This is a genomic window from Paenibacillus sp. JQZ6Y-1 (genome assembly GCF_040719145.1).
GTDB classification, from domain to species: Bacteria; Bacillota; Bacilli; order Paenibacillales; family Paenibacillaceae; genus Saccharibacillus; species Saccharibacillus kandeliae.
Map to the genome: position 1 here is coordinate 55,874 of NZ_JBFDUZ010000007.1, position 21,773 is coordinate 77,646.

Sequence of the window (21,773 nt, forward strand, 5' to 3'; positions counted from 1 at the left end):
CCCTTAGGTTTCGATCGTGATTTCGATCATTGATTGCGATTGACGGCGCGACTCTGATTGTTCTCTCATGATGCTCTGCAAAGCGAATTCCATTCCTTGTTCCACAATCAACTGCATATCTGCCGCTACACACTCAGTCAGACCAGCAATTTGGCGTAAATCTTGTTCCCAGAATGTCATATCACCCAACGCCTGCTCCGCCAATTGCTGTACAGACATGCTGTTGTCATCATACGCCGCCCACCACCCTGCAAACCGGCTCAGCACCTGCGCATCATCATTCAAAGGGATCGGTTGCCCCTGACGCTCCCCTCGGTAAAAGACCAACAATGCTGCCAGCGAAAAGGTCAATCGACGCGGCAACCGTCCCTGCTTCTGCACAAAGGTTATCAGTGTCGGCAGATCACGCGTTTTATATTTGGAAATGCCGTTCAGTGAGATGCTGATCAGCTGATGCTGCACATACGGATTGGCAAACCGCTCCAACACCGCCTCTGCAAAAGACTGCAATTCTTCTTCTGGCAGATCCAATGTCGGCAGAATCTCCTGCTCTATCAATTCACGAATCAACGCCCCTGTCACTTCATTGCCCACCGCTTCACTTACCGTATCCAATCCGTACAAATACGCTACCGGCGTCATCGCTGTATGCGCTCCATTCAGAATCCGTACTTTACGCGTGCGATATGGCGTCATATCGTCCACGATCTTCACATTCAGCCCAGCTGCTGCCGCAGGCCACTCCGCTGCCAGTGATGATGGTGCTTCGATCACCCACAAGTGAAAAGGTTCACTAACTACCACAAAGCGATCCTCATATCCTAACTTCTGCGTGATCTCTGGCATACGCCCTGCGGGATACCCCGGTACAATTCGGTCAACCAGACTGCAACAAAAGACATTGCTCTGCTCCAACCATTCAGCAAATCCGCTCTCCAGCCGCCATAGCTCTGCATATTGCAGCACGATACGCTTCAGCTCATCCCCATTGCGATCAATCAGCTCACATGGCAATATGATAAAGCCTTTGGATGGGTCACCGTGAAAATGTGTATAGCGTCGATACAGCAAGGCGGTCAATTTCCCCGGATAACTACGCTGTGGACGATCCTCCAGCGTATCTGCTGGCTCAAAAGCAATGCCCGCTTCCGTCGTATTGGAAATGATATACCGCAATTCTGGTTGCTGCGCCAGTTGTTCATACTGTTCATATTGCGTATACGGGTTGATGCCACGAGTTACACAATCGATCACATCATGCTGCTGTACAAGCTGACCGTCCTGCATCCCCTCGGTATACAGGGTATAGAGTCCATCCTGCTCATGAAGCGCTGCTGCCATTCCTTGTGCCAGCGGCTGTACAATAACAACACCCGTCTGAAAATCTACTCGTTCATTCATCCGCTGAATATGCCAATCCGCAAAGGCACGCAGGAAATTCCCTTCACCAAACTGAATCACTCTCTCTGGATACTTCGGTATTGGATGAGATTGACGATTGAATCTGTTCATATTCGATTGCCTCCTGTAATCATCATCAGAATAACCACTTCCTATTTGCCTCTTCTACGTATCATTCTACATTTATGCACACGTTAACAAAATGAAGTTGATCACACTTGCATATCCATTAAACATCTATATGGAAGATGCTCCACACGATCATAAGCCTCATCTACCTACATACTGTATAAGCATACCGTACAAGGAAAAAGCCGAAAGTGGTTCCGATGCTCCCATGCTGTAGACATAGATCTCAGCTCCTCATCTCTCCCTCTTTCGGCAATGCTCCTGTTCCTTTTTATCGAATGCTGACCAATGTTTCTACACCTCAATCATTCTCCATACGCTGACGTGGAACGACGTTCAATCAGTTCCGTCCCATGGAAAATCAATTCCTCGTCGCTTGCCTGCAATTGAATCCGTTCTAGAAGCTTTTCTGCACCATTCGCACTAATCTGCTCAATCGGACGCTTGATCGTCGTTAGAGCTGGATTGGTGTACATTGAGAAATTAATATCATCGAAGCCCACCAAGGAAATATCCTCCGGCACGCGCACACCCATTTCAAATGCCGCATTCATCGCTCCAATCGCCATATCATCATTCGAGCAAAAGACAGCGGTTGGTGGCGTATCCAGTGTCAGCAGCTTGCGCATCGCTTCATAACCACTTTCCGTGCTATACTCACCCGGCACGATATACTGTTCCGGCACCTCCACACCTGCTGACTGTACTGCATCCAAAAATCCGATACGGCGCTGTTCAGTGGATGTGAAGCCCTGCATGCCTTCAATCAAGGCAATCCGGCGATGTCCCTGTGACACTAGATAGTCGCCTGCATGCCCGGCACCCTCACGGTCATTGGAGACAATATTGACAAAGCTGCCACCCGGAATCAATCGGTTTAGCACAACCAGCGGAATCTGCTGACTGACCACATGCTCGATAAACGCATTGTCATCGTCACTTTGACTCATTAGAATGATGCCATCATACCGCTTCGGATGAATGGTGGCATAGTCGGTATAATCGTCAATTCCGCGTACAAACAGATTGTATTCGACGCCAATGATCGAATTGACACCGCGCATCGTATCCGCGAAAAAGCTGCTGCTCGTTCCGCGCGACAAGCTGGTGAAGAATAGTCCAATCGTATGCGAACGCTGCAAAACAAGACTTTTGGCATTATAATTTGGAATATAATTAAGCTGCTGGGCAATTTCCACAATTTTGCGTTTGGTAACTTCTTTGATCAGCGGGCTATTATTCAGTGCTCGCGAAACCGTTGTATGAGATACATTTGCCAGTCGGGCAATATCTTTAATGGTGGCTGCCATGTGCATACCTTCCTTTGTCGTAGCTTTCCGAGATGCGAACATCCATATCACTGTCCGACCTGCTTACTCCTAAGAATAACACATTGTACTTATTCCACCATACTCTACGCTTGCCCTGCCATGATTTACATCATGCCTTCTTGTGATTGACGGCGCAGCTGCAATTCCGCGACGATCTCCTCATGCTTGCGGTCGGTCAGTTTGTACATCAGTCCGATAACGATCATTGCAATCGCCAGTGCTATTGCTGGATATAGACAGAGCAGCCCTTTGATCCCAAGTAGCGTACCTGCGCTTTGCGCCACATTCGGTACATAACCGATCAGCCCTAACCCAACACCAGACAATGTACCAGCGAGCGACTGTGCCAGCTTACGGGAAAAGTTGAACAGCGAGTACGTAATCCCATCCTTACGCTCCCCTGAGCTCCATTCCCCGTAGTCGATAATATCCGATACAAATGCCCACGTCACACCATTGGGAATACTAATCCCGATGAATGCGATACTGGCGAGAATCGTAAATACATACACATTCGACGGCATCATAAAGTTAATCGTGTCCGCAATCACACTCACCGCCAGCCCGATCAGCGCCGTATTACGTTTACCGAACGCTTTGACCAGCTTAGGCAGAAACAGTACTCCGATAAAGGACGAACCGATAATAATAAAGTTCATATACGCCATCAATTCCACATTTCCTAGATTGTACTGAGCAAAATAAACAAGCATCGCGGATTTGATATTGTACGCGGAGATCGTGAATACGGTCATCAATACCAGCACCAGCAGCGGCTTATTGCTAATGAATGTTTTGATAATTAACTTTGGAGATAGCTTTTCTTTTGGCGGCGACTGATTAACCACACGCTCCTTCGTACCTCGGTAGCAAAAGACGAAAGCGATTACACCAATCGCCGACATGAGCGCCATTACAACCGGATAACCGACCGATGGATTAGAGAAATGCACGATCAATGGCATAACGACCACACTGGTGATGAACAGTGCACCAAGCGAACCCGCCTGTCGGAACGAAGATAAGGACGCCCGCTCCACCGTATCCTGCGTAATCGCTGCGCCGAGCGAACCATACGGAATATTTACAAACGAATATCCAATGCCCCAGATCATATACGACGCATACGCATAAAACAATTTGCCACCTGTCGACAGATTTGGCGAGATAAAGGTCAAAATAGTCAGAATCGCCAGCGCAATGCTACCCATGATCAGATACGGTCTGAATTTGCCACGCGGACCGATATGTTTGCGATAATCAATCGACGAGCCAACGATCGGATCACAGAAAGCCGCGAATATTTTACTGACTGCAAAAATCCCCCCTGCCGCATACGCTGGAATACCCGCCACATCGGTAAAGAACTTTAATAGATATAACTGTCCCAAATCAAACATAAATCCATTCCCAAAGTCACCCAGACCGTAGGAAATTTTCTCCTTTAGACTGATCTTACTGGTCGTGACTTCAGCGTCCGTGTGAACGCCTTCCATCGTTACCGTCCCCATTATGAACCCTTCCTTCTTCTAGTCGATATATATGTGAAATTTTTCACTTTATAATCCTGTACGTGTCCTTGATTCCCCGATGCAGGGAAGTGTGCAGGCAGAGGGCTATACAGATTAATCATTCGATCTGCCCACACACTGTTGCAGGTGTACATCATGTTCCTTTATATGCCGGATCACAAGCGTACGATACGGCATATAAGATAACGCCAGCTGTTCCGTTTAGGAAACGGATACAACCGCTGGGAAATCAAAATACTGTTCCGCATTGTTATAGCAAATGCCCGCTACAATCTGTTTCAACAAGCTCATATCATCCGGCACCTCGCCGCTCTCTACCCAGCTTCCGAGCAGATCACATAGCAGGCGGCGGAAATACTCATGACGCGTATACGACAGGAAACTGCGCGAGTCGGTCAGCATACCGACAAAGCGGGCAAATACACCCAGATTGGCGAGAATGCGCATCTGCTCGAACATGCCGTCTCGGTGGTCGTTGTACCACCATGCAGTACCAAACTGAATTTTGCCGGGAATGCCGCCGCCTTGGAAGCTGCCTGCGATGCTTGCCAGCACATGATAATCGTTGGGATTGAGTGAGTATAGAATGCTTTTCGGCAATCCGCCTGCACTCTCCATATCGTTCAGCAGCGATGCCAGCGGTGCTGCAATCGCGCCATCATTGACCGCATCGTAACCCGTGTCTGGACCCAATTCACGGAACATCGGCGTATTGTTGTTACGCAACGCATGGATATGCAGCTGCATCGCCCAGCCCAACTCTTGATACAACTGGCTTAAGAACACCAGCGTATGCGTTTTATGCTTGGCTTCTTCCTCCGGCGTCACTTGACCTTCGCGCAGTGCTTTGGCAAAGATGGAGCTAGCTTCTTCACGTGTGGCGCTACCGTATACGACCGTATCAAGCGCATGATCGGATACGCGTCCACCCGCAGCGTGGAAGAAACGAACTCTTTTCTCCAATGCCTGCAAAAATTGATCGTATGTCTGAATGTCTGCACCATTAGCAGCAACCAATCGTTCCAGCCAAGGACGGAATGTATCGCGGTTGATCTCTAGCGCTTTGTCTGGGCGGAAGCTTGGCAGCACAAGCGTATCGAATCCTTTTAGCTCGCGGATGGCTGTATGATATTCCAGTGAATCGGCAGGATCATCGGTTGTGCAGACGACCGTCACTTTGGACTTGGTGATCAGATCACGTGCGCCGAAGCCTTCGCCTTGCAGCTGTTGGTTCACCTTTTCCCAGATGGACGGTGCGGTCTGCTCATTCAGCAACTCATATACGCCAAAGAAGCGCTGTAACTCCAGATGCGTCCAATGGTGCAGTGGGTTGCCGATTAGCTGCGGTACCGTTTTTGCCCAAGCGAGGAATTTGTCGTAGTCGTCGGCATCGCCAGTGATATATTGTTCCTCTACACCGTTTGCTCGCATCACTCTCCATTTGTAATGGTCGCCGTATAACCAAGCTTCGGTGATATTTTTGAAGCTTTTATTTTCATATATTTCCTGCGGGCTTAGGTGACAGTGGTAGTCGATAATCGGTAAATCCTTGGCTGTGTCATGATACAGTTGGATTGCAGTTTCGCTGTTCAACAGAAAGTTCTCATCCAGAAATTTGCGTGCCATATCGATTCATTCCTTCCCTGATGCAGACTGGTTTATTTATTTTGTTAACGTTAACATTTCATGATTTCATTGTAGCCCTTTTCCAGCAAGAAGCAAGAGGAAACTTCAATGTTTAGTTGTTACAGTTGTTTGAAATGAATCGTTCTGTACCTGTAACAGATCTCATAGATAAACGCTAAAAAAAGTGATGGATGTAGGGCTGCTTTACCTGCTGCATTCCTCTTTCTCAAGGTGGATAAGCTTACATGTTATTTCTTTTCATTACAAGCCTAGGATCCGACTGCTAGCAAAGCACGTGAAACCGCTACGTTCGCCACCCTTCACTAGCTTTCATAAAAACATACAATCTGATTTTAATCAGATTCCTCATGCTGAGGTTCCCTTTTTATTATGAAACGATAAAGAAATTCTCTAAAATCTAGTATTTTCATGCTTTCCCGTTATCTTTGTCACAGAATATCCATGCTCTGCTGTCGTCTCAGTATGATGATTCTCATATGTTCGCAACCATCGTCTTTCGTTTTTCTTTTCTATCATCTTCAGTACTTGAACATGCTTTTCCGTATTTGGACAGTCTCTTCGGCAAAAGAATATACATTCTCACAATCATTAGATAGTGAACAACGTAAAAAGCGGTATTCCCTCTCTATCGAGAAGAAATACCGCCGTGATGAATAGCTATTTGTAATTACGCGATGCGATTCAGGAATACATAATTGCAAAATACGCGATGAATGGATACATGTTGCATCATAACGTGAACAACCTATTATGAACGCGTATGCTGCTCCAGCCATTGCACCGTATGTTGCAGCTTACCACCTGCACGCTCAATCGCTTGCTCCACCTGTACCGTTGCTGTACCGCCATAGACGTTACGCGCATTGACCACCGTTTCCGGTTGCAGCACTTGGTAGATATTATCGTCAAACAACGGCGAGAAGTTCTGGAACTCTTCCAGCGTCAGATCGAGCAAATACTTGCCTTCCTGAATGCAGTACAGCACCGTTTTACCGATGACTTCATGCGCCTGACGGAAAGGTAGACCTTTGTTCACGAGGAAGTCGGCAATATCGGTCGCATTGGAAAAGTCCTTGTTGACCGCTTCTCTCATCCGTCCCGTATTTACTTTCATGGTAGAAATCATCGGTGCGAACAATTGCAGCGCGCCTTCCAGCGTCGCTACTGTATCGAACATGCCTTCTTTGTCTTCTTGCATATCCTTGTTGTATGCCAGCGGCAACGACTTCAGTACGGTCAGCAGACCGATCAGATTGCCGTACACGCGACCAGTTTTCCCACGTACCAGTTCCGGTACATCTGGGTTTTTCTTTTGCGGCATAATACTGCTGCCTGTGCAGAAAGCATCATCCAGCTCGATAAAGTTGAACTCCGTACTACTCCACAGTACCAGTTCTTCGCTCAGACGCGACAGATGCGTCATAATCAGCGAAGCGCCCGCCAGAAATTCGACGATAAAGTCGCGGTCACTAACCGCGTCCAGACTGTTCTCGTATACGCCGTCAAAGCCCAACTGCTCTGCCACAAAATGACGGTCAATCGGGAATGTTGTACCTGCCAGCGCACCTGCGCCCAGCGGCAATACATTGATCCGTTTGTAGCTGTCTTTGAGTCGGTCAATATCGCGCTCGAACATGGAGACATACGCCATCAGATGATGCGCGAACAGAATCGGTTGGGCGCGCTGTAGATGCGTATAGCCTGGGATGATTGTGTTCAGGTTTGCTTTTGCCTGTCCGATCAGCGCTTCCTGCAAAGCGTGAAGCAATCCGGTCAGCTCCACCACGCGATTACGCAAGTACAGGTGCATATCAGTTGCCACCTGATCGTTACGGCTACGACCGGTATGCAGCTTGCCACCCACCGCGCCGACTTCTTCGATCAGATGCTTTTCAATATTCATATGAATATCTTCATCAGACACGGAAAATTGTACGTTTCCGGCACGGATATTGTCCAGTACCTTATTCAGACCAGCTTTGATGGTTTCTACATCTTCTGCGGGTACAATACCACATTTGCCCAGCATCGTGACATGTGCCAGACTGCCTTGGATATCCTCCTCAGCTAATGCTTTATCGAAATGGATGGAGGCTGTATATTCCTCCACCAGATGATTCGTTTGCTTGGTAAAACGTCCGCCCCATAGTTTGCTCATGCTGCCGGTCACACTCCCTGCTTCACTTGACTTGCTGCTTGCTGCTGTACACCAGCGCCCACTTTTAGACGCAGTGCATTCAGCTGGATAAAGCCAGCCGCATCGCCTTGATCATACGCATTGGTTGGATCAGCTTCCATGGTCGCGATGTCTGGGTTGTACAGACTGTATGGGCTGCTCAGACCAGCAGCGATAATGTTGCCTTTGTACAGCTTCACTCGTACTGTACCAGTCACATTTTTCTGACTTTCGGTTACGAGTGCTTGCAGTGCCAGACGCTCTGGTGCGAACCAGAAGCCATTGTACACGAGGTTCGCATAACGGGTAATGAGCGAATCGCGCAGGCTCATTACTTCGCGGTCCATCGTCAGTGACTCCATTTTACGGTGAGCGGTGAACAGGATTGTACCACCTGGTGTCTCATACACGCCACGGCTCTTCATGCCGACAAAACGGTTTTCCACCATATCGACGCGACCGATTCCATGCTTGCCACCCAGCTCGTTCAGCTTCTCCATCACTTCTAGCGGAGTCAGCGATTGACCGTTGAGGGCAATACAGTTACCTTGTGCAAATTCCAGCTCCAGCATTTCCGGCTGATCCGGTGCATCCTCTGGAGATACGCTCAGCACGAACATGTCTTTGTTGCTCTCTGCACTTGCATCAAAGTTTGGATCTTCCAGCACGCCGCTCTCATAGCTGATATGCAGCAGGTTGCGGTCTGTGGAATACGGCTTCGCTGCCGATGCCGTAACCGGAATGCCGTGGGATTCCGCGTAAGAGATCATTTCCGCACGTCCTGGGAAGTCCTCGCGGAATTTTTCCAGACGCCAAGGGGCGATCACTTTGATCTCCGGTGCCAGTGCAGCTGCATTCAATTCAAAACGTACTTGGTCATTCCCTTTACCCGTTGCGCCGTGAGCGATCGCAATGGCGCCTTCCGCACGAGCGATTTCCACCATGCGCTTTGCAATCAATGGACGCGCAATACTTGTACCGAGCAGGTATTGTCCTTCATACAGTGCGCCCGCTTGGAACATCGGATAAATGAAATCCTCCGCAAATTCTGCACGCAGATCGTCGATGTACACTTTGGATGCACCAGTTGCCAGTGCTTTTTCTTCCAGACCGTCCAACTCATCCGCCTGTCCAATATCCGCTGTAAACGTAATGATCTCTGCGTCATATGTTTCTTTCAGCCATTTCAGAATGATGGACGTATCCAGTCCACCGGAGTATGCCAGTACAATTTTGTCTTTTGCCATGTTCAAATGCCCCCCAATGTAAAACCTTTTGAAGCGGGCAGGTGGACAGCAGATACAAGCGAGATGTACCTGCTCTGCTCCTGTCCGTCAAAAGGTCGTTTATTCTTCATTATTGTTATTGTAAAGGTTCCTGCTGCGCCCAACAACCGGGTTGTACGCTTTGTTACTAATCGTAAAAAGATTATCCGATCAGCGCCGCCATAATCGCTTTTTGCGCATGCAGGCGATTTTCCGCTTCATCAAAAATCACGCTGTTACCACCGTCGATCACGCCTGCGCTAACTTCCTCACCGCGGTGAGCAGGCAGACAGTGCAGGAAGATATAATCTGGCTTCGCATGACTCACTAGCTCCTCATTCACCTGATAATCAGCAAATGCCTGCTCGCGTATCTTCTGCTCTTCCTCAAAGCCCATGCTCGCCCACACATCAGTGTAAATGGCATCCGCATTCGCTACCGCTTCCTTCGGATCACGTACGACTTTGATGGTCGCGCCGCTCTCTGCTGCCAATGCTTCACATTGCTTCAGCACCTCTGCGTCCGGCTCATATCCTTCTGGGCTGGCAACGTATACGTCCAGACCGACACGTGCGCCGCCGATCATCAGCGAGTGCGCCATATTGTTGCCGTCGCCGATGTATGCCAGTTTCAGACCTTTTAGCTTGCCTTTGTGCTCCACAATCGTTTGGAAATCCGCCAGCACCTGACACGGATGCCCCAGATCGCTCAGTCCGTTGATCACCGGAATGTCGGCATATTTTGCCAGCTCGGTTACATTCTCATGACCGAACGTACGGATCATAATACCGTCCAGATAGCGGGACATCACTTGCGCCGTATCGGCAATGGTCTCGCCGCGTCCCATTTGAATATCATTTTTGCTCAGGAACAATGCGTGTCCGCCCAGCTGATACGTACCAACCTCAAACGATACACGGGTACGCGTAGACGACTTTTCAAAAATCAGTCCAACCGTTTTGCCTTCCAGCGGGCGATACACTTCACCGGCTTTTTGCTTGCGCTTTAGTTCAATCGCCAGCTCGATCAGAAAATGAATCTCCTCAGCGGTATAGTCGCTCAATTCAATAAAATCTTTACCTTTAAAATGGCTCAGTTCCAGCTTGCCTGTTTGTGTTGCGTCGGACAATGTTCCAGCCTCCTCACAGATAGATGCAAGTGCTACTGCATTACCAATCACATTCGTCGGCAGCAGACGCATCTATCTGTTGTATTGTATGCACGCGATCAACGGTGCGAATCGTTTATAATGGTCGCTCTCAGGTTGAACCGAAGCAGCGAATGTATAGTTCTTCTACTTGTTAGAGCCAATCAGTGAAAACCAATCTATGTTGCGCTTACTTACCGCTTGGACTTGCCGCCGTTACAACCGGCGCATACTCCTGAATAATTTCGCTCAGCAGGCTGATCGCCTGATCGATTTCTTCCTTCGTAATCAGCAAATTCGGCAGCAGACGGATTACGTTTGGACCAGCATTAACGAATAGCAGCCCTTTTTCCTGTCCAACCAGAATCAACTCATTAATTGGACCTGCGCACTCAATTCCGATCATCAAGCCTTTGCCACGAATCTCCAGTACAAATGGATGATCTGCCAGCTTGTCATGCAGCTGCTGGTTCAGATAGTCGCCCATCTGTGCGGCATGCTCGACGACATTCTGCTCCTGCATCGTTTCTAATGTAGCGATCACTGCTGCGGTTGCGAGCGGTGTACCGCCGAAGGTAGAACCGTGGCTACCTGCGCTAAATGCTTCTTTCAGATGCGCTTTGCCGACCATCGCGCCCACTGGGAAGCCGCTTGCCAGACCTTTAGCAAGAGTGAAGATATCCGGCTCGATACCATAATGCTCAAATGCTAGCAGTTTGCCGGTACGTCCCATACCCGTTTGGATCTCATCAATAATGAGCAGCAGACCGTTCTGCTTGCACAGCTCTGCCACGGCTTGTACATACTCCACACCTGCTGGATGCACGCCGCCTTCTGCCTGAATCATTTCCAGCATAACCGCTGCGGTGTGTGGACCGATTGCGCTTTGCAGAGCGTCCAGATCGTTCAATGGTACTGTGATAAAGCCCGCGGGCAGTGGATGGAAGCCTTCTTTTACTTTATCCTGTCCGGTTGCCGTCAAGGTTGCCAGTGTCCGACCGTGGAAGGACTGGGTAAAGGTAATGATCTCATAACGTTCTTCGCCTTTGATCTTTTGCTGATACTTCCGCGCTAGCTTGATCGCTGCTTCGTTCGCTTCCGCGCCGCTATTACAGAAGAATACAGCATCGCCAGATGTCATCGACGTTAGCAGCTGTGCTGCTTGTTCCTGATTCGGAATCTGGAACAGATTGGACGTATGCCATAGTTGATCCAGCTGATCCTTGAGCTTCGCTGTTACACTTTCGGGAGCATGTCCCAGATTGGTTACTGCCAGTCCGCACATAAAGTCCAGATATTTCTTACCATTTACATCCCACAGATAACTTCCTTTTCCTTTGGCAAAAGCAAGCGGGTATCGCGCATACGAAGGGAATAACGCACTTTCAGTATTTGCTGGTGATTGCTGGTTGTTCATCGGATTAGCCATGCTGGTCACGCTCCTTAATCGTTGGTTGAAATAGGGAAACGATACATTTACAGTACCGTATTGCGTACAATTCGTGTACCGACAGCATCGCCGTTGAGTACTCGGCTTAGAATGCCCGGCTCACTGCCGTCGACAATAATAACTTCTTGCACATCGCCTTGGATACAGGCAATCGCTGCTTTCACTTTCGGGATCATGCCACCGTAAATTTCGTCTGTTTCGATCAGTTGCTCAATCTCAGTGATAGTTACTTGCGGTAGTACTTTCTTTTCGCCGTCCACTTGCTTCATAATGCCCGGTACATCGGTAACCACGATCATGCGTGGCACGCCAAGGTGCGAGGCAACCGCTCCCGCCGCCGTATCGGCATTAATGTTATAATGCTGTCCCGTCGCATCGACACCTACCGGAGCGATGACGGGCATATAGCCCAGATCGGTAATGGAGCGGATAATGGATGCCTCAACATACGTGACATCACCCACCAATCCGACTTCCGCGGAATTGGCAACCGGTTTGGCCTGAATCAGACCACCATCGACACCAGAGATGCCGATTGCTTTTGCCCGGCTGCCCTGAATTCGTCGGACGATCTGCTTGTTGATGCTGCCCGAAAGCACCATCTCCACCACATCCAGTACCTGCTCGGTCGTTTTACGCAATCCGCCAACAAACTCGGTTTCGATCCCTAATTTGCCCAGATTATCCGAAATCGCCGGACCACCGCCATGAACAATTACCGGCTGAATACCCGACTGTTGAATCTGCTGCAAATCTGCAAAAAACGAATCCGGCAGCGCTGCTAGCGTACTACCACCGCATTTCATCACAAAGGTACGAGCTGTCTGTCCTGTCATATCCATATCCTCCATTCTCCGATTGTCTGTTTGGTATGCCTGTTCTGCTTGCTGTTCTTATTGCATTTGCTCTCTTCGAATCAGGTCTATTACCGATAGAGCTTGGTTCCGTAACCTATCGTTGGGTCTTGCTTCGCTTATACTTCATTCGTTACTTATATTTAAACGTCATAGTCGATATGTACACTGGCAACAACCACCGCGACTTGCTCGGTCGTTATTGCCATTATCACGCTGAATCATGAATAGATTTACGTGCGATATGCCGCGTTGATACGCACATAATCATATGTTAGATCGCAGCCCCATGCGAGCGCACTGCCTTCGCCATAATGCAGATCCACGACGATTTGTACCGTATCACCTTTCAAATATTCCAGCGCTGCCTCTTCATCAAATGGCACTGGACGTGATCCAGTCAGCACCACAATGTCGCCAAGGCGAATATCCACTGTGTTCACATCCACTGGCTCACCTGCACGCCCAACCGCAGCAATCACGCGTCCCCAGTTGGCATCCGCACCGAACATGGCAGACTTCACAAGACTAGAACCGATGACCGTCTTGGCAATCGCTCTAGCGGACAAGTCGCTCAGCGCGCCGTTGACCACCACTTCTACCAGCTTGGTCGCTCCTTCGCCATCACGGGCAATCGCCTGTGCCAGATGTTCGCATACATGACGGAATCCAGCAGCATAAGCTTCCCAATCGGCATGCTCTGGCGTCAATGCTTCGTGATCCGCCAGCCCGCTTGCCATCGACACCAGCATATCATTGGTGCTCGTATCGCCATCCACCGTAATCATGTTAAAGGTACGATCCGTCGTATCGCGCAACAGCTGATGCAGATGGGCGGATGAAATCTTCGCATCCGTCGTCATAAAAGCAAGCATTGTCGCCATATTCGGATGAATCATCCCTGAGCCTTTGGCTGCTCCAGCGATATGTACAGTTGTGCCATTCACCTGTACCGCTACACAGATTTCCTTTTTCACCAGATCGGTCGTCAGAATCGATTGGCAAAATGCTTCGGCATGCTCTGGCGCATTGCCTGTTACAGCAGCTAGCTTGTCGATACCGGAAGTGAGACGATCCATTTTCAACAGTTCACCGATAACACCAGTCGATGCGACCGCCACATCCTCTTCATGCAAACCAAATTGCTGCGCTGTGCGCGCACGCATCGTATACGCATCCTGCTCGCCCTGCTGACCGGTACAAGCATTGGCGTTCCCGCTATTCACGACTACTGCGCGCAATGTACCGTTATGCAGACTTTCGCGGGTCACTTGCAGTGGGGCCGCTTGAAACAGATTCGTCGTATACACTGCTGCCGCCGCTGCTGGCACATCACACACGATCACGCCCAGATCGTTACGCTCTGTTTTTTTCAATCCGCAATGCAATCCTGCTGCCTGAAATCCTACTGGTGTAACGATCGAACCGTCCTGAATCTGTTGAAATCCTTGATCTGACATGATATCTCCACTCACTTCCTGATCGACGATGTAAATTTGAGAAGATGCAATTGTAGAAAACAAAGGATAGATGCTTCTATGCGCATGCTTGCGATAGAGGCGGCGTCATAGTGGGCCGTATATGTTAAGGATATACCGGAATCATATTCAGTCCGAGATTCTCGTCCCAGCCCATCATCAGATTCAGGTTTTGAATCGCCTGACCGGCAGCGCCTTTGACCAAATTATCAATAACCGACACAATCGTCATGCGACCGGTACGCTCATCCAGCGCAAAGCCGATATCGCAATAGTTGGAACCTGCCACTTCCTTCGTGGATGGCCATTGGCCTTTACCACGTACACGGACAAACGGACGATCTTTATAATATTCGCGATACAGATCAATCCAATCCTGTTCGGAATGATTGCCTGTCACCTTCATATACATGGTGCTCATAATACCGCGTGTCATCGGCACCAGATGTGTTGTAAATGTTACCGTCACCTGCTTGCCTGCCACTTCACCAAGCACCTGCTCGATTTCGGGAATATGCTGATGCTTGTTGATTTTATACACTTTGAAGTTTTCATTCATTTCCGCATAATGCGAATTCAGGCTAGTACCACGTCCCGCGCCCGATACGCCAGATTTGGCATCAATGATGATCGTATTCGTATCTACCCAGCCAGCATCTACGCCCGGCAATAGTCCGAGAAGCGTCGCCGTTGGATAACAACCGGGGTTGGAGATGAGTCGCTGACCTGCTACACTGCCGCCCTTTAACTCGCACAATCCATATACCGCTTCAGCCAGCACATCTGCCTGTGGCGCCTTGTGCTTGTACCAATGCTCGTATACGGCGGCATCCTTGAGCCGATAGTCGCCAGACAGATCGATGACTTTCAGACCTGCTTCCAGATACTGCGGTGCTAGTTCGCCGCTCACACCCGATGGTGTCGCCAGAAAGACCAGATCTGCCTTCTGTGCTGTTTCGGTAGGATTCACACCATCCAGCTCCATATCCAGCAATCCATTCAAATGTGGAAACTGATCCGACATTGGCTTACCGCTGCTAGAAGCCGAGATTACCGATGCAATCTCTACCTGCGGATGGTGCTGTAAAAAACGAATCAGTTCCACCCCGCCGTAGCCGGTGGAACCTACAATAGCGACTTTTAGTTGATCTGAACTCATCTTCCATTCCCCCTGTTCCTTGCTTCTACGCCACGCAATCAGCTACCTATATCCTTCATGCACTTATGCTGCTGCATGACATTCAGCATAGCTTTGATTGCTCAAATGGCGGTTACGTCTCCGATGAATAAGCTGTGTATTATTATACATCCCATGTAATATAAATACAACCTTGCGCGAAAACATTATTTCATCCGCACCGTTTATCATATCTTCGACATGGCGCGGGTTCATCCAAAGATAATGATAGAGCCGTGTCATGTTAAAATAAATAAAAGATCTCTGTATACCCATCATCACCCTTACATTCTACCGATATTTATACTGAGAACATGCAGTCATGACGTTCATCCTTTCTTACTTTGCTGCCGTATGCTGCCGAAGCAGAGCATCCTACTGTTCTGGCAAAGGAGACGCATTACGTATAATGCTTGACCCGCACGATCCAATACATATGATATGGAGTGATTCCGTCTATGCGTTCTACTTTTTCGTTTACAACTGATACTGCTGCTCTATCCATTTTCGACCTGCAAGCCATTCGCCACCGGATGGAGAATACGCCAGACTGGTGGACCATCGAAGAGGATGAACTGGAAGAAAGCAATTACGGTCGTATCCTATTTCTGCATTTTGAAAACGATGGCACATACGATGTGCAGATAATGACGCATATCCAACAGCCGCAATTGTCTGGCTTTCTTCATATGCCATCTGGTCAATTGTTCATAGACGCAGCCGAGGATACTACCGGGGGCGATCTAGAGCCAGACGATTCCGAAGCTGTGTCCGGCAACGTATGGAGCGTACGCCCCGGTGTATATGAAGTGCAAGCCACCCGACAACAGCAGTCGATCCAAATCGCTCTGCTGTGGCTGGCAGATACGCAATCTGCTTTGCCCAATCATCGTCTTACAGAAGCCAAAGAGACAACGACATCTACAAAGGATAACGTATCAATCACGTCCGACGATGTCGTGGAGCATATTATACTCAACAACTTTAACCAGAGCTTACGTCTTTAAAGACCATAGCCCACATCAAAAATTCCATTATATCCCATTAAAACTTTACTACAATCCCATTCAACATTCTACAAAAAAGGAGCATGACACTTCTTATTCAAAGTGTCATGCTCCTACCTGCCTTATCCCGGCAACTTAAATCCTTTTCCCAATACCTCATGCGCATTGCTAATAATGACAAACGCCTCTGGATCGACCGACCGCACAATCGTTTTCAGCCGACTGGCTTCATTTTGCCCGACAACGACCATGAAGACAGTACGCTCATCCCCCGTATAGCCGCCCTCTGCATTCAGCTTCGTCAGCCCACGATCCAGATCATTCAGAATCGCCCGCTGCATCTCTTCGACTTCCTCTGAGATAATATAGGCGACTTTCGAGTTGCTGAAGCCTAGCTCTACCGCATCAATCATTTTACTCGTTACAAACAACCCGATCAGCGCATACAATGCCTGCTCCGGCTTGAGAAAGATCGCTGCTAGCAAAATCACCGTGCCGTCCGTCATCACTACGCAAAACGACATGCTAAATCCGGTCAGCTTGTGAATCATCTGCGCCAGAATCGCCATCCCGCCCGTCGATCCACGTCCACGGAACACGATTCCCAATCCGATCCCTACACCAATCCCGCCATACAGCGCGCCCAGCAGCGGATTCGTCGTTGGCGCTGGGATATCCCGCGTGATATACACAAATAGTGGCAGCACAATCGTCCCTAGTAATGAACGAATACTAGAATGCCGCCCCAGCACAAAGTAGCCCGCTACAAACAATGGAATATTAAACACCCACTGCGTATACGCTGGCTCCACGCCTAGCACCTGTGCCGCAATAATTGAGATACCTGCTACGCCACCCGACGCAATATGATTGGGCAGCAAAAACAAATTAAACGCGAGCGACATCACCAAGGCGCCTACAATGATCAACGCCGCATCCCATACATTGCGCAGCGGTCCTGTCAAAGGAATCACCGGCGGCTTTCGCCTGCGTCCTGTTGTTGTTAAAGAAGTCATCATTTTCCCTACCACCCGTATCCACAAATTTACGAAGCCGATATTTGAACATGTCTGATCTGCGTTCCTACCAGACAATCTCGTTTCCAATCCGGTTCATATCTAAATCTATCGCGGCTTTTATTGTAGTAGAAAACCACATTTCTTGAAAGAACATGCGGCAAATGGGTGACACTTTAACCCGGGAGAGAACCAAAGCGGCACAACAGAGACGGACACTTGTAATAAAGCTTTATCTACTATTGCCTCATGTCACGATTCGAAAATAAAAGGGAATCTCTTACTTGGAGTATGTCTCCACATTTGCTGCTTATCCAAAATAATTATCAATATGACTAGAATCGTAATATCCATTTTTGAGTTTAAAAATAATTTGCTTTTCATTTAAAGATTTTAAAATGATTTCCTTCTCCAATTCTTCCAGCCATGCTATCTTTATTCTTTTTATAAAAATAGTAATCATGAACTGAATCAAAATCACAATAATCACTAGAGCAAAGCCATCAAAAATCTGTTTCCAAAGCAAGTTATTAAAATCTACAGTTTGCGCTATATCATATCCAAGATACAAATGAAGCATAATAGATAATCCTGTCCAAATGAGCATGATTGCAATTTTATAATTCTTTTTTGTATACGATATAGGTTCCTGGATCATCGTGTTTTTATACGCTCTCTTCTTAACTTGCATATATAATAAAAGAACAAAATCATACAAATATCGAAAACTGTATAGCATGAAGTACATCTCGAACACATAATACCCTTTCGCATGGCTTAATATAAATAAGTAAATATTAATCCATGCATATATAAGATTCATAGCAACATCAAAACATTGAAGAATAGTGACTCCTTTATGATCTATATTCTTTTTTTGACTGCTATAAAAATGATGAATTTTATCCGCTCTCACATATACGTTAAAAATATCAAAGGTTGAAATCAAAATATTTGAAAGAAAAGCATATCCCATTAGAACGACTAACCAATGTCTTTGAATATTAATAATATCAGGATATATCCAGTAGACTAATCCTAATAAGGCTACAGCTATAACCCAATTGCTTAATCCGCCAGATGTGATTTTTTGTCGTTCTCGTTCCTGTAATCGATTAATATAATCAAGCCACTCTTTTTGAGTACGCATATTCTCCACTATCAATTCCTCCTTAATGATTTATCATCGTATCACAAAAAGACTTCGTTTCGCAGTTCATCTTTTCGCCTGCAAAACGAAGCCCTTTTAATATTCCTCTCTATTCATCCAATCACTACAACACAGTCGTCGCCGAATCCTTGCGCACTAGAGACTCATAATACCGCCCCAATCGATGCAGCCCTTCCTCCAACAAATCCATACTTCCCGCAAAGCAAATCCGCACCCGATGCAGCCCCGCCGGACCAAAGCCTTCTCCCGGCGCTACGATCACCTTTTCCTCATGCAATAATCCAAAGGCAAACGGCTCAGATGTCATGCCTGTCGCCGAAATATCCGCCATAATATAAAAGGCACCCTGCGGACGCGAATGCGGAAGCCCATACTGCGCCAATAGCTCACACGCACGGTCGCGCTTTTCTTGGTATCGCAATCGCTCCTCCTCCACATGGCTCTGATCGCCATTTAGCGCCGCTTCGCCCGCCTTCTGTGTAAACTCCGCCGCACACGTCGTTGTCGGCTCTAGTAGCTTCCACACTAGCTCCGTCAGCTCCTCCGGCACAATCATATAACCAAGCCGCCATCCTGTCATTGCATATCCTTTGGAAAATCCATTCACGCTCACAATCCGATGCGCCAGATCCGGTCGTACCTCCAGCGGACAACACACCTCTCCATCGTAAACCAGCTCATCATAAATCTCATCCGAAATTACAAACAAATCATGCCGCTCCGCCAGCGCCAGCAGCTCCTGCCACACCTGACGCGGGTACACTGCTCCCGTCGGATTACAAGGCGAATTTACCACAATCGCTTTGGTCGCTGGTGTGATCTTAGACTCCATATCGTGCAAATCCGGCACATATCCATCCTCTGCAAGAGTTCCATAATAAACCGGCTCTGCATGTTGCATCAACAGCATCCCTTCGTAGTTCGGATACCCCGGATCAGGAATCAGCACCTCCTCACCCACATCAACCAATGCTAGCAAAATTGTATGCAATGCACTGACCGCCCCCGTCGTTACAACGACACGCCCCGGATCGATCTCAATACCATACTTGCGCTGCATCCGTTGGGCAATCGCTGTCCGTAGCGAAGGCAGCCCAGCATTAGAGGTATAATGCGTATAACCAGTATCCATCGCCAATTGTCCCGCTTCAACGATATGCGCCGCTGTATGACTCTCCGGCTCACCAATTTGCAAAGGAATCACGTCATCATATTGTGTAGCTGCCACCATGATTTTACGAATACTATTTGGACGTATCTTCTGTCTATGTACAGATGGTTTTCCTCTCATCTTCTCCACCGTCTCCTATCTCTGTAAATTAGAATTATTATCCATCCCTCTCTACCGTATTGCAAGATGACATGAGCAAGTCATCTTTACATTCCATCCTCAAACACTCATATGCCATATGAGCTTCTTCCCATCATCCGCAGTATACCTCCGCCTAGAACCCTCACATTACCAACCCAACCCAATCGCCCTATACAACAAGCTTCAGCATGTCCCCCATTGCAGGAAAATCACACTGAAGCTGTACATATTCATTTACTTTCACACAAACAGACCATAAAAAAAGCGCCCTTGGATGAACATCCAAAGGCGCTTTCTCATGATTGCAATGTGTCTACTATACAATATCCAAAAATCCACATACTTCAATCTGTTGTTCATTGATACAATGGCACGAATACGAATACGAATACGAATACGAATACGAATACGAATACGAAGCAAATGATACCAACTGTAAGCCGATTGTCGTTTGTTTATTTTACGAATCTATGCGAATGCTTACTCTACTTCAATCTTCAACTGACTGCGCAGATACCCATCAATAAACGCATCCAGATCGCCGTCCATGACCGCACCGATATTGCCCGTTTCCACTTGTGTACGATGATCCTTCACCATGCTGTACGGATGGAATACATACGAACGAATCTGGCTACCCCAAGCGATTTCGGATTGCTCGCCACGGATTTCTTCCAGTTGTTTGCGTTCTTCCTCGATCTTGCGCTCATACAGCTTGGAACGCAGCATGGTCATCGCGCGTTCACGGTTTTTGATCTGCGAACGTTCGGTTTGACAGCTAACGACGACACCAGACGGAAGATGCGTAATCCGAACAGCGGAGTCTGTTGTATTGATATGCTGACCGCCGGCGCCACTGGCGCGGTACGTATCGACTTTGAGATCTTCCGTACGGATTTCGATCTCAGCATCATTCGTGATCTCTGGCACCACATCACACGATACGAACGACGTATGACGGCGACCTGAAGAGTCAAATGGAGAAATACGAACAAGGCGGTGTACGCCTTTTTCCGCTTTTAGATAACCATACGCGTTGTAGCCCTTGATCAGCAGTGTCACACTTTTGATCCCGGCTTCGTCGCCTGGCAGATAATCCAGCACTTCCACTTTGAAGCCGCTTTTCTCTGCCCAGCGTGTATACATACGCAGCAGCATCGAGCCCCAGTCCTGAGACTCCGTACCGCCTGCACCTGGATGCAATTCCAGAATCGCATTCAGCTTATCATACGGCTCGTTCAGCAGCAATTGCAGCTCGAACTCCTCGACTTTTTTGACCAATGCAGCGACGCCTGTCGTTACTTCGGCAGCAAGCTCTGCATCATTTTCTTCGTCTGCCAGCTCAGCCATCAGGCTTACATCGTCATATTCCTGTTGCAGCTTGTTGTACTGATCTACGGAACCTTTGACTGCATTCATCTCAGCAATGACCGCTTGAGCAGATTCGTTGTCGTCCCAGAAATCCGGTGCCGACATCTTCACCTCAAAGTTCTCGATCATTTCATTTTTGAGATCTAAGTCAAAGAGACCCCCTAAGGTTTGATAGTTTCTGCGCCATCTCGCGCAGATCGTGCTTTACATTCGGTTCGATCATGGAATAGTCACCTCATTTAAAATTTAAAACGCTACTTACATTATACATACCCTGACAGCATCATGGTGCTTCAATCGTACGTTACC

At 48.0% G+C, this 21,773-nt stretch carries 16 protein-coding genes; 1 reads left to right on the forward strand and 15 read right to left on the reverse strand.

The genetic code is table 11. The annotated features are described in order from the left end of the window. Positions 1 to 3: 3 nt before the first annotated feature. The 11 genes from ABXR35_RS22570 to argC form a co-directional block, all read right to left on the reverse strand. On the reverse strand, positions 4 to 1,512 hold the full coding sequence (locus ABXR35_RS22570; RefSeq protein WP_367064322.1) for a tagaturonate reductase: 1,509 nt from the start codon (positions 1,510 to 1,512) through the stop codon (positions 4 to 6). Between the two features lie 323 nt (positions 1,513 to 1,835). Then, positions 1,836 to 2,840, reverse strand: coding sequence for a LacI family DNA-binding transcriptional regulator (locus ABXR35_RS22575; RefSeq protein WP_367064323.1), 1,005 nt, complete (start codon positions 2,838 to 2,840; stop codon positions 1,836 to 1,838). A 125-nt stretch (positions 2,841 to 2,965) separates the two neighbouring features. Continuing rightward, on the reverse strand, positions 2,966 to 4,372 hold the full coding sequence (locus tag ABXR35_RS22580; protein WP_367064325.1) for an MFS transporter: 1,407 nt from the start codon (positions 4,370 to 4,372) through the stop codon (positions 2,966 to 2,968). A gap of 222 nt (positions 4,373 to 4,594) precedes the next feature. Then, positions 4,595 to 6,019: a glucuronate isomerase gene (uxaC, locus tag ABXR35_RS22585; protein ID WP_367064326.1), complete on the reverse strand. Its 1,425-nt coding sequence runs from the start codon at positions 6,017 to 6,019 to the stop codon at positions 4,595 to 4,597. A 769-nt stretch (positions 6,020 to 6,788) separates the two neighbouring features. After that, entirely contained in the window at positions 6,789 to 8,198 is a 1,410-nt protein-coding gene (gene argH / locus ABXR35_RS22590; RefSeq protein ID WP_367064327.1) for an argininosuccinate lyase, read from the reverse strand. Positions 8,199 to 8,206: 8 nt separating this feature from the next. Continuing rightward, positions 8,207 to 9,463 (reverse strand): argininosuccinate synthase, encoded by a 1,257-nt coding sequence (locus ABXR35_RS22595; RefSeq protein ID WP_367064328.1) that lies wholly within the window; start codon positions 9,461 to 9,463, stop codon positions 8,207 to 8,209. Positions 9,464 to 9,644: 181 nt separating this feature from the next. Continuing rightward, positions 9,645 to 10,610 (reverse strand): ornithine carbamoyltransferase, encoded by a 966-nt coding sequence (argF, locus tag ABXR35_RS22600; RefSeq protein ID WP_367064329.1) that lies wholly within the window; start codon positions 10,608 to 10,610, stop codon positions 9,645 to 9,647. Positions 10,611 to 10,818: 208 nt separating this feature from the next. Further along, positions 10,819 to 12,057, reverse strand: a complete 1,239-nt coding sequence (argD, locus tag ABXR35_RS22605; RefSeq protein WP_367064330.1) for an acetylornithine transaminase — start codon at positions 12,055 to 12,057, stop codon at positions 10,819 to 10,821. A 47-nt stretch (positions 12,058 to 12,104) separates the two neighbouring features. Next, on the reverse strand, positions 12,105 to 12,914 hold the full coding sequence (gene argB, locus ABXR35_RS22610) for an acetylglutamate kinase (RefSeq protein ID WP_367064331.1): 810 nt from the start codon (positions 12,912 to 12,914) through the stop codon (positions 12,105 to 12,107). Positions 12,915 to 13,165: 251 nt separating this feature from the next. Then, on the reverse strand, positions 13,166 to 14,392 hold the full coding sequence (gene argJ, locus ABXR35_RS22615) for a bifunctional glutamate N-acetyltransferase/amino-acid acetyltransferase ArgJ (protein ID WP_367064332.1): 1,227 nt from the start codon (positions 14,390 to 14,392) through the stop codon (positions 13,166 to 13,168). Between the two features lie 124 nt (positions 14,393 to 14,516). Then, positions 14,517 to 15,569 (reverse strand): N-acetyl-gamma-glutamyl-phosphate reductase, encoded by a 1,053-nt coding sequence (gene argC, locus ABXR35_RS22620; protein WP_367064333.1) that lies wholly within the window; start codon positions 15,567 to 15,569, stop codon positions 14,517 to 14,519. Between the two features lie 476 nt (positions 15,570 to 16,045). Here argC and ABXR35_RS22625 point away from each other — a divergent pair, with 476 nt between their 5' ends. Further along, positions 16,046 to 16,594, forward strand: coding sequence for a DUF6386 family protein (locus ABXR35_RS22625; protein WP_367064334.1), 549 nt, complete (start codon positions 16,046 to 16,048; stop codon positions 16,592 to 16,594). A 122-nt stretch (positions 16,595 to 16,716) separates the two neighbouring features. Here ABXR35_RS22625 and ABXR35_RS22630 read toward each other — a convergent pair whose 3' ends face one another. The 4 genes from ABXR35_RS22630 to prfB form a co-directional block, all read right to left on the reverse strand. After that, positions 16,717 to 17,613 (reverse strand): YitT family protein, encoded by an 897-nt coding sequence (locus tag ABXR35_RS22630; protein ID WP_436669407.1) that lies wholly within the window; start codon positions 17,611 to 17,613, stop codon positions 16,717 to 16,719. A gap of 307 nt (positions 17,614 to 17,920) precedes the next feature. Then, positions 17,921 to 18,769, reverse strand: coding sequence for a hypothetical protein (locus ABXR35_RS22635; RefSeq protein WP_367064335.1), 849 nt, complete (start codon positions 18,767 to 18,769; stop codon positions 17,921 to 17,923). Positions 18,770 to 18,884: 115 nt separating this feature from the next. Continuing rightward, positions 18,885 to 20,072 carry a pyridoxal phosphate-dependent aminotransferase gene (locus ABXR35_RS22640; protein WP_367064336.1) on the reverse strand — a complete coding sequence of 396 codons (1,188 nt, stop codon included), beginning with the start codon at positions 20,070 to 20,072 and terminating at the stop codon, positions 18,885 to 18,887. 501 nt (positions 20,073 to 20,573) lie between these two features. Continuing rightward, a protein-coding gene (gene prfB, locus ABXR35_RS22645) for a peptide chain release factor 2 (RefSeq protein ID WP_367064337.1) occupies positions 20,574 to 21,687 on the reverse strand; the annotation gives its coding sequence in 2 pieces (ribosomal slippage) (positions 20,574 to 21,614 and positions 21,616 to 21,687; 1,113 coding nt in all). Between the last annotated feature and the right edge of the window lie 86 nt (positions 21,688 to 21,773).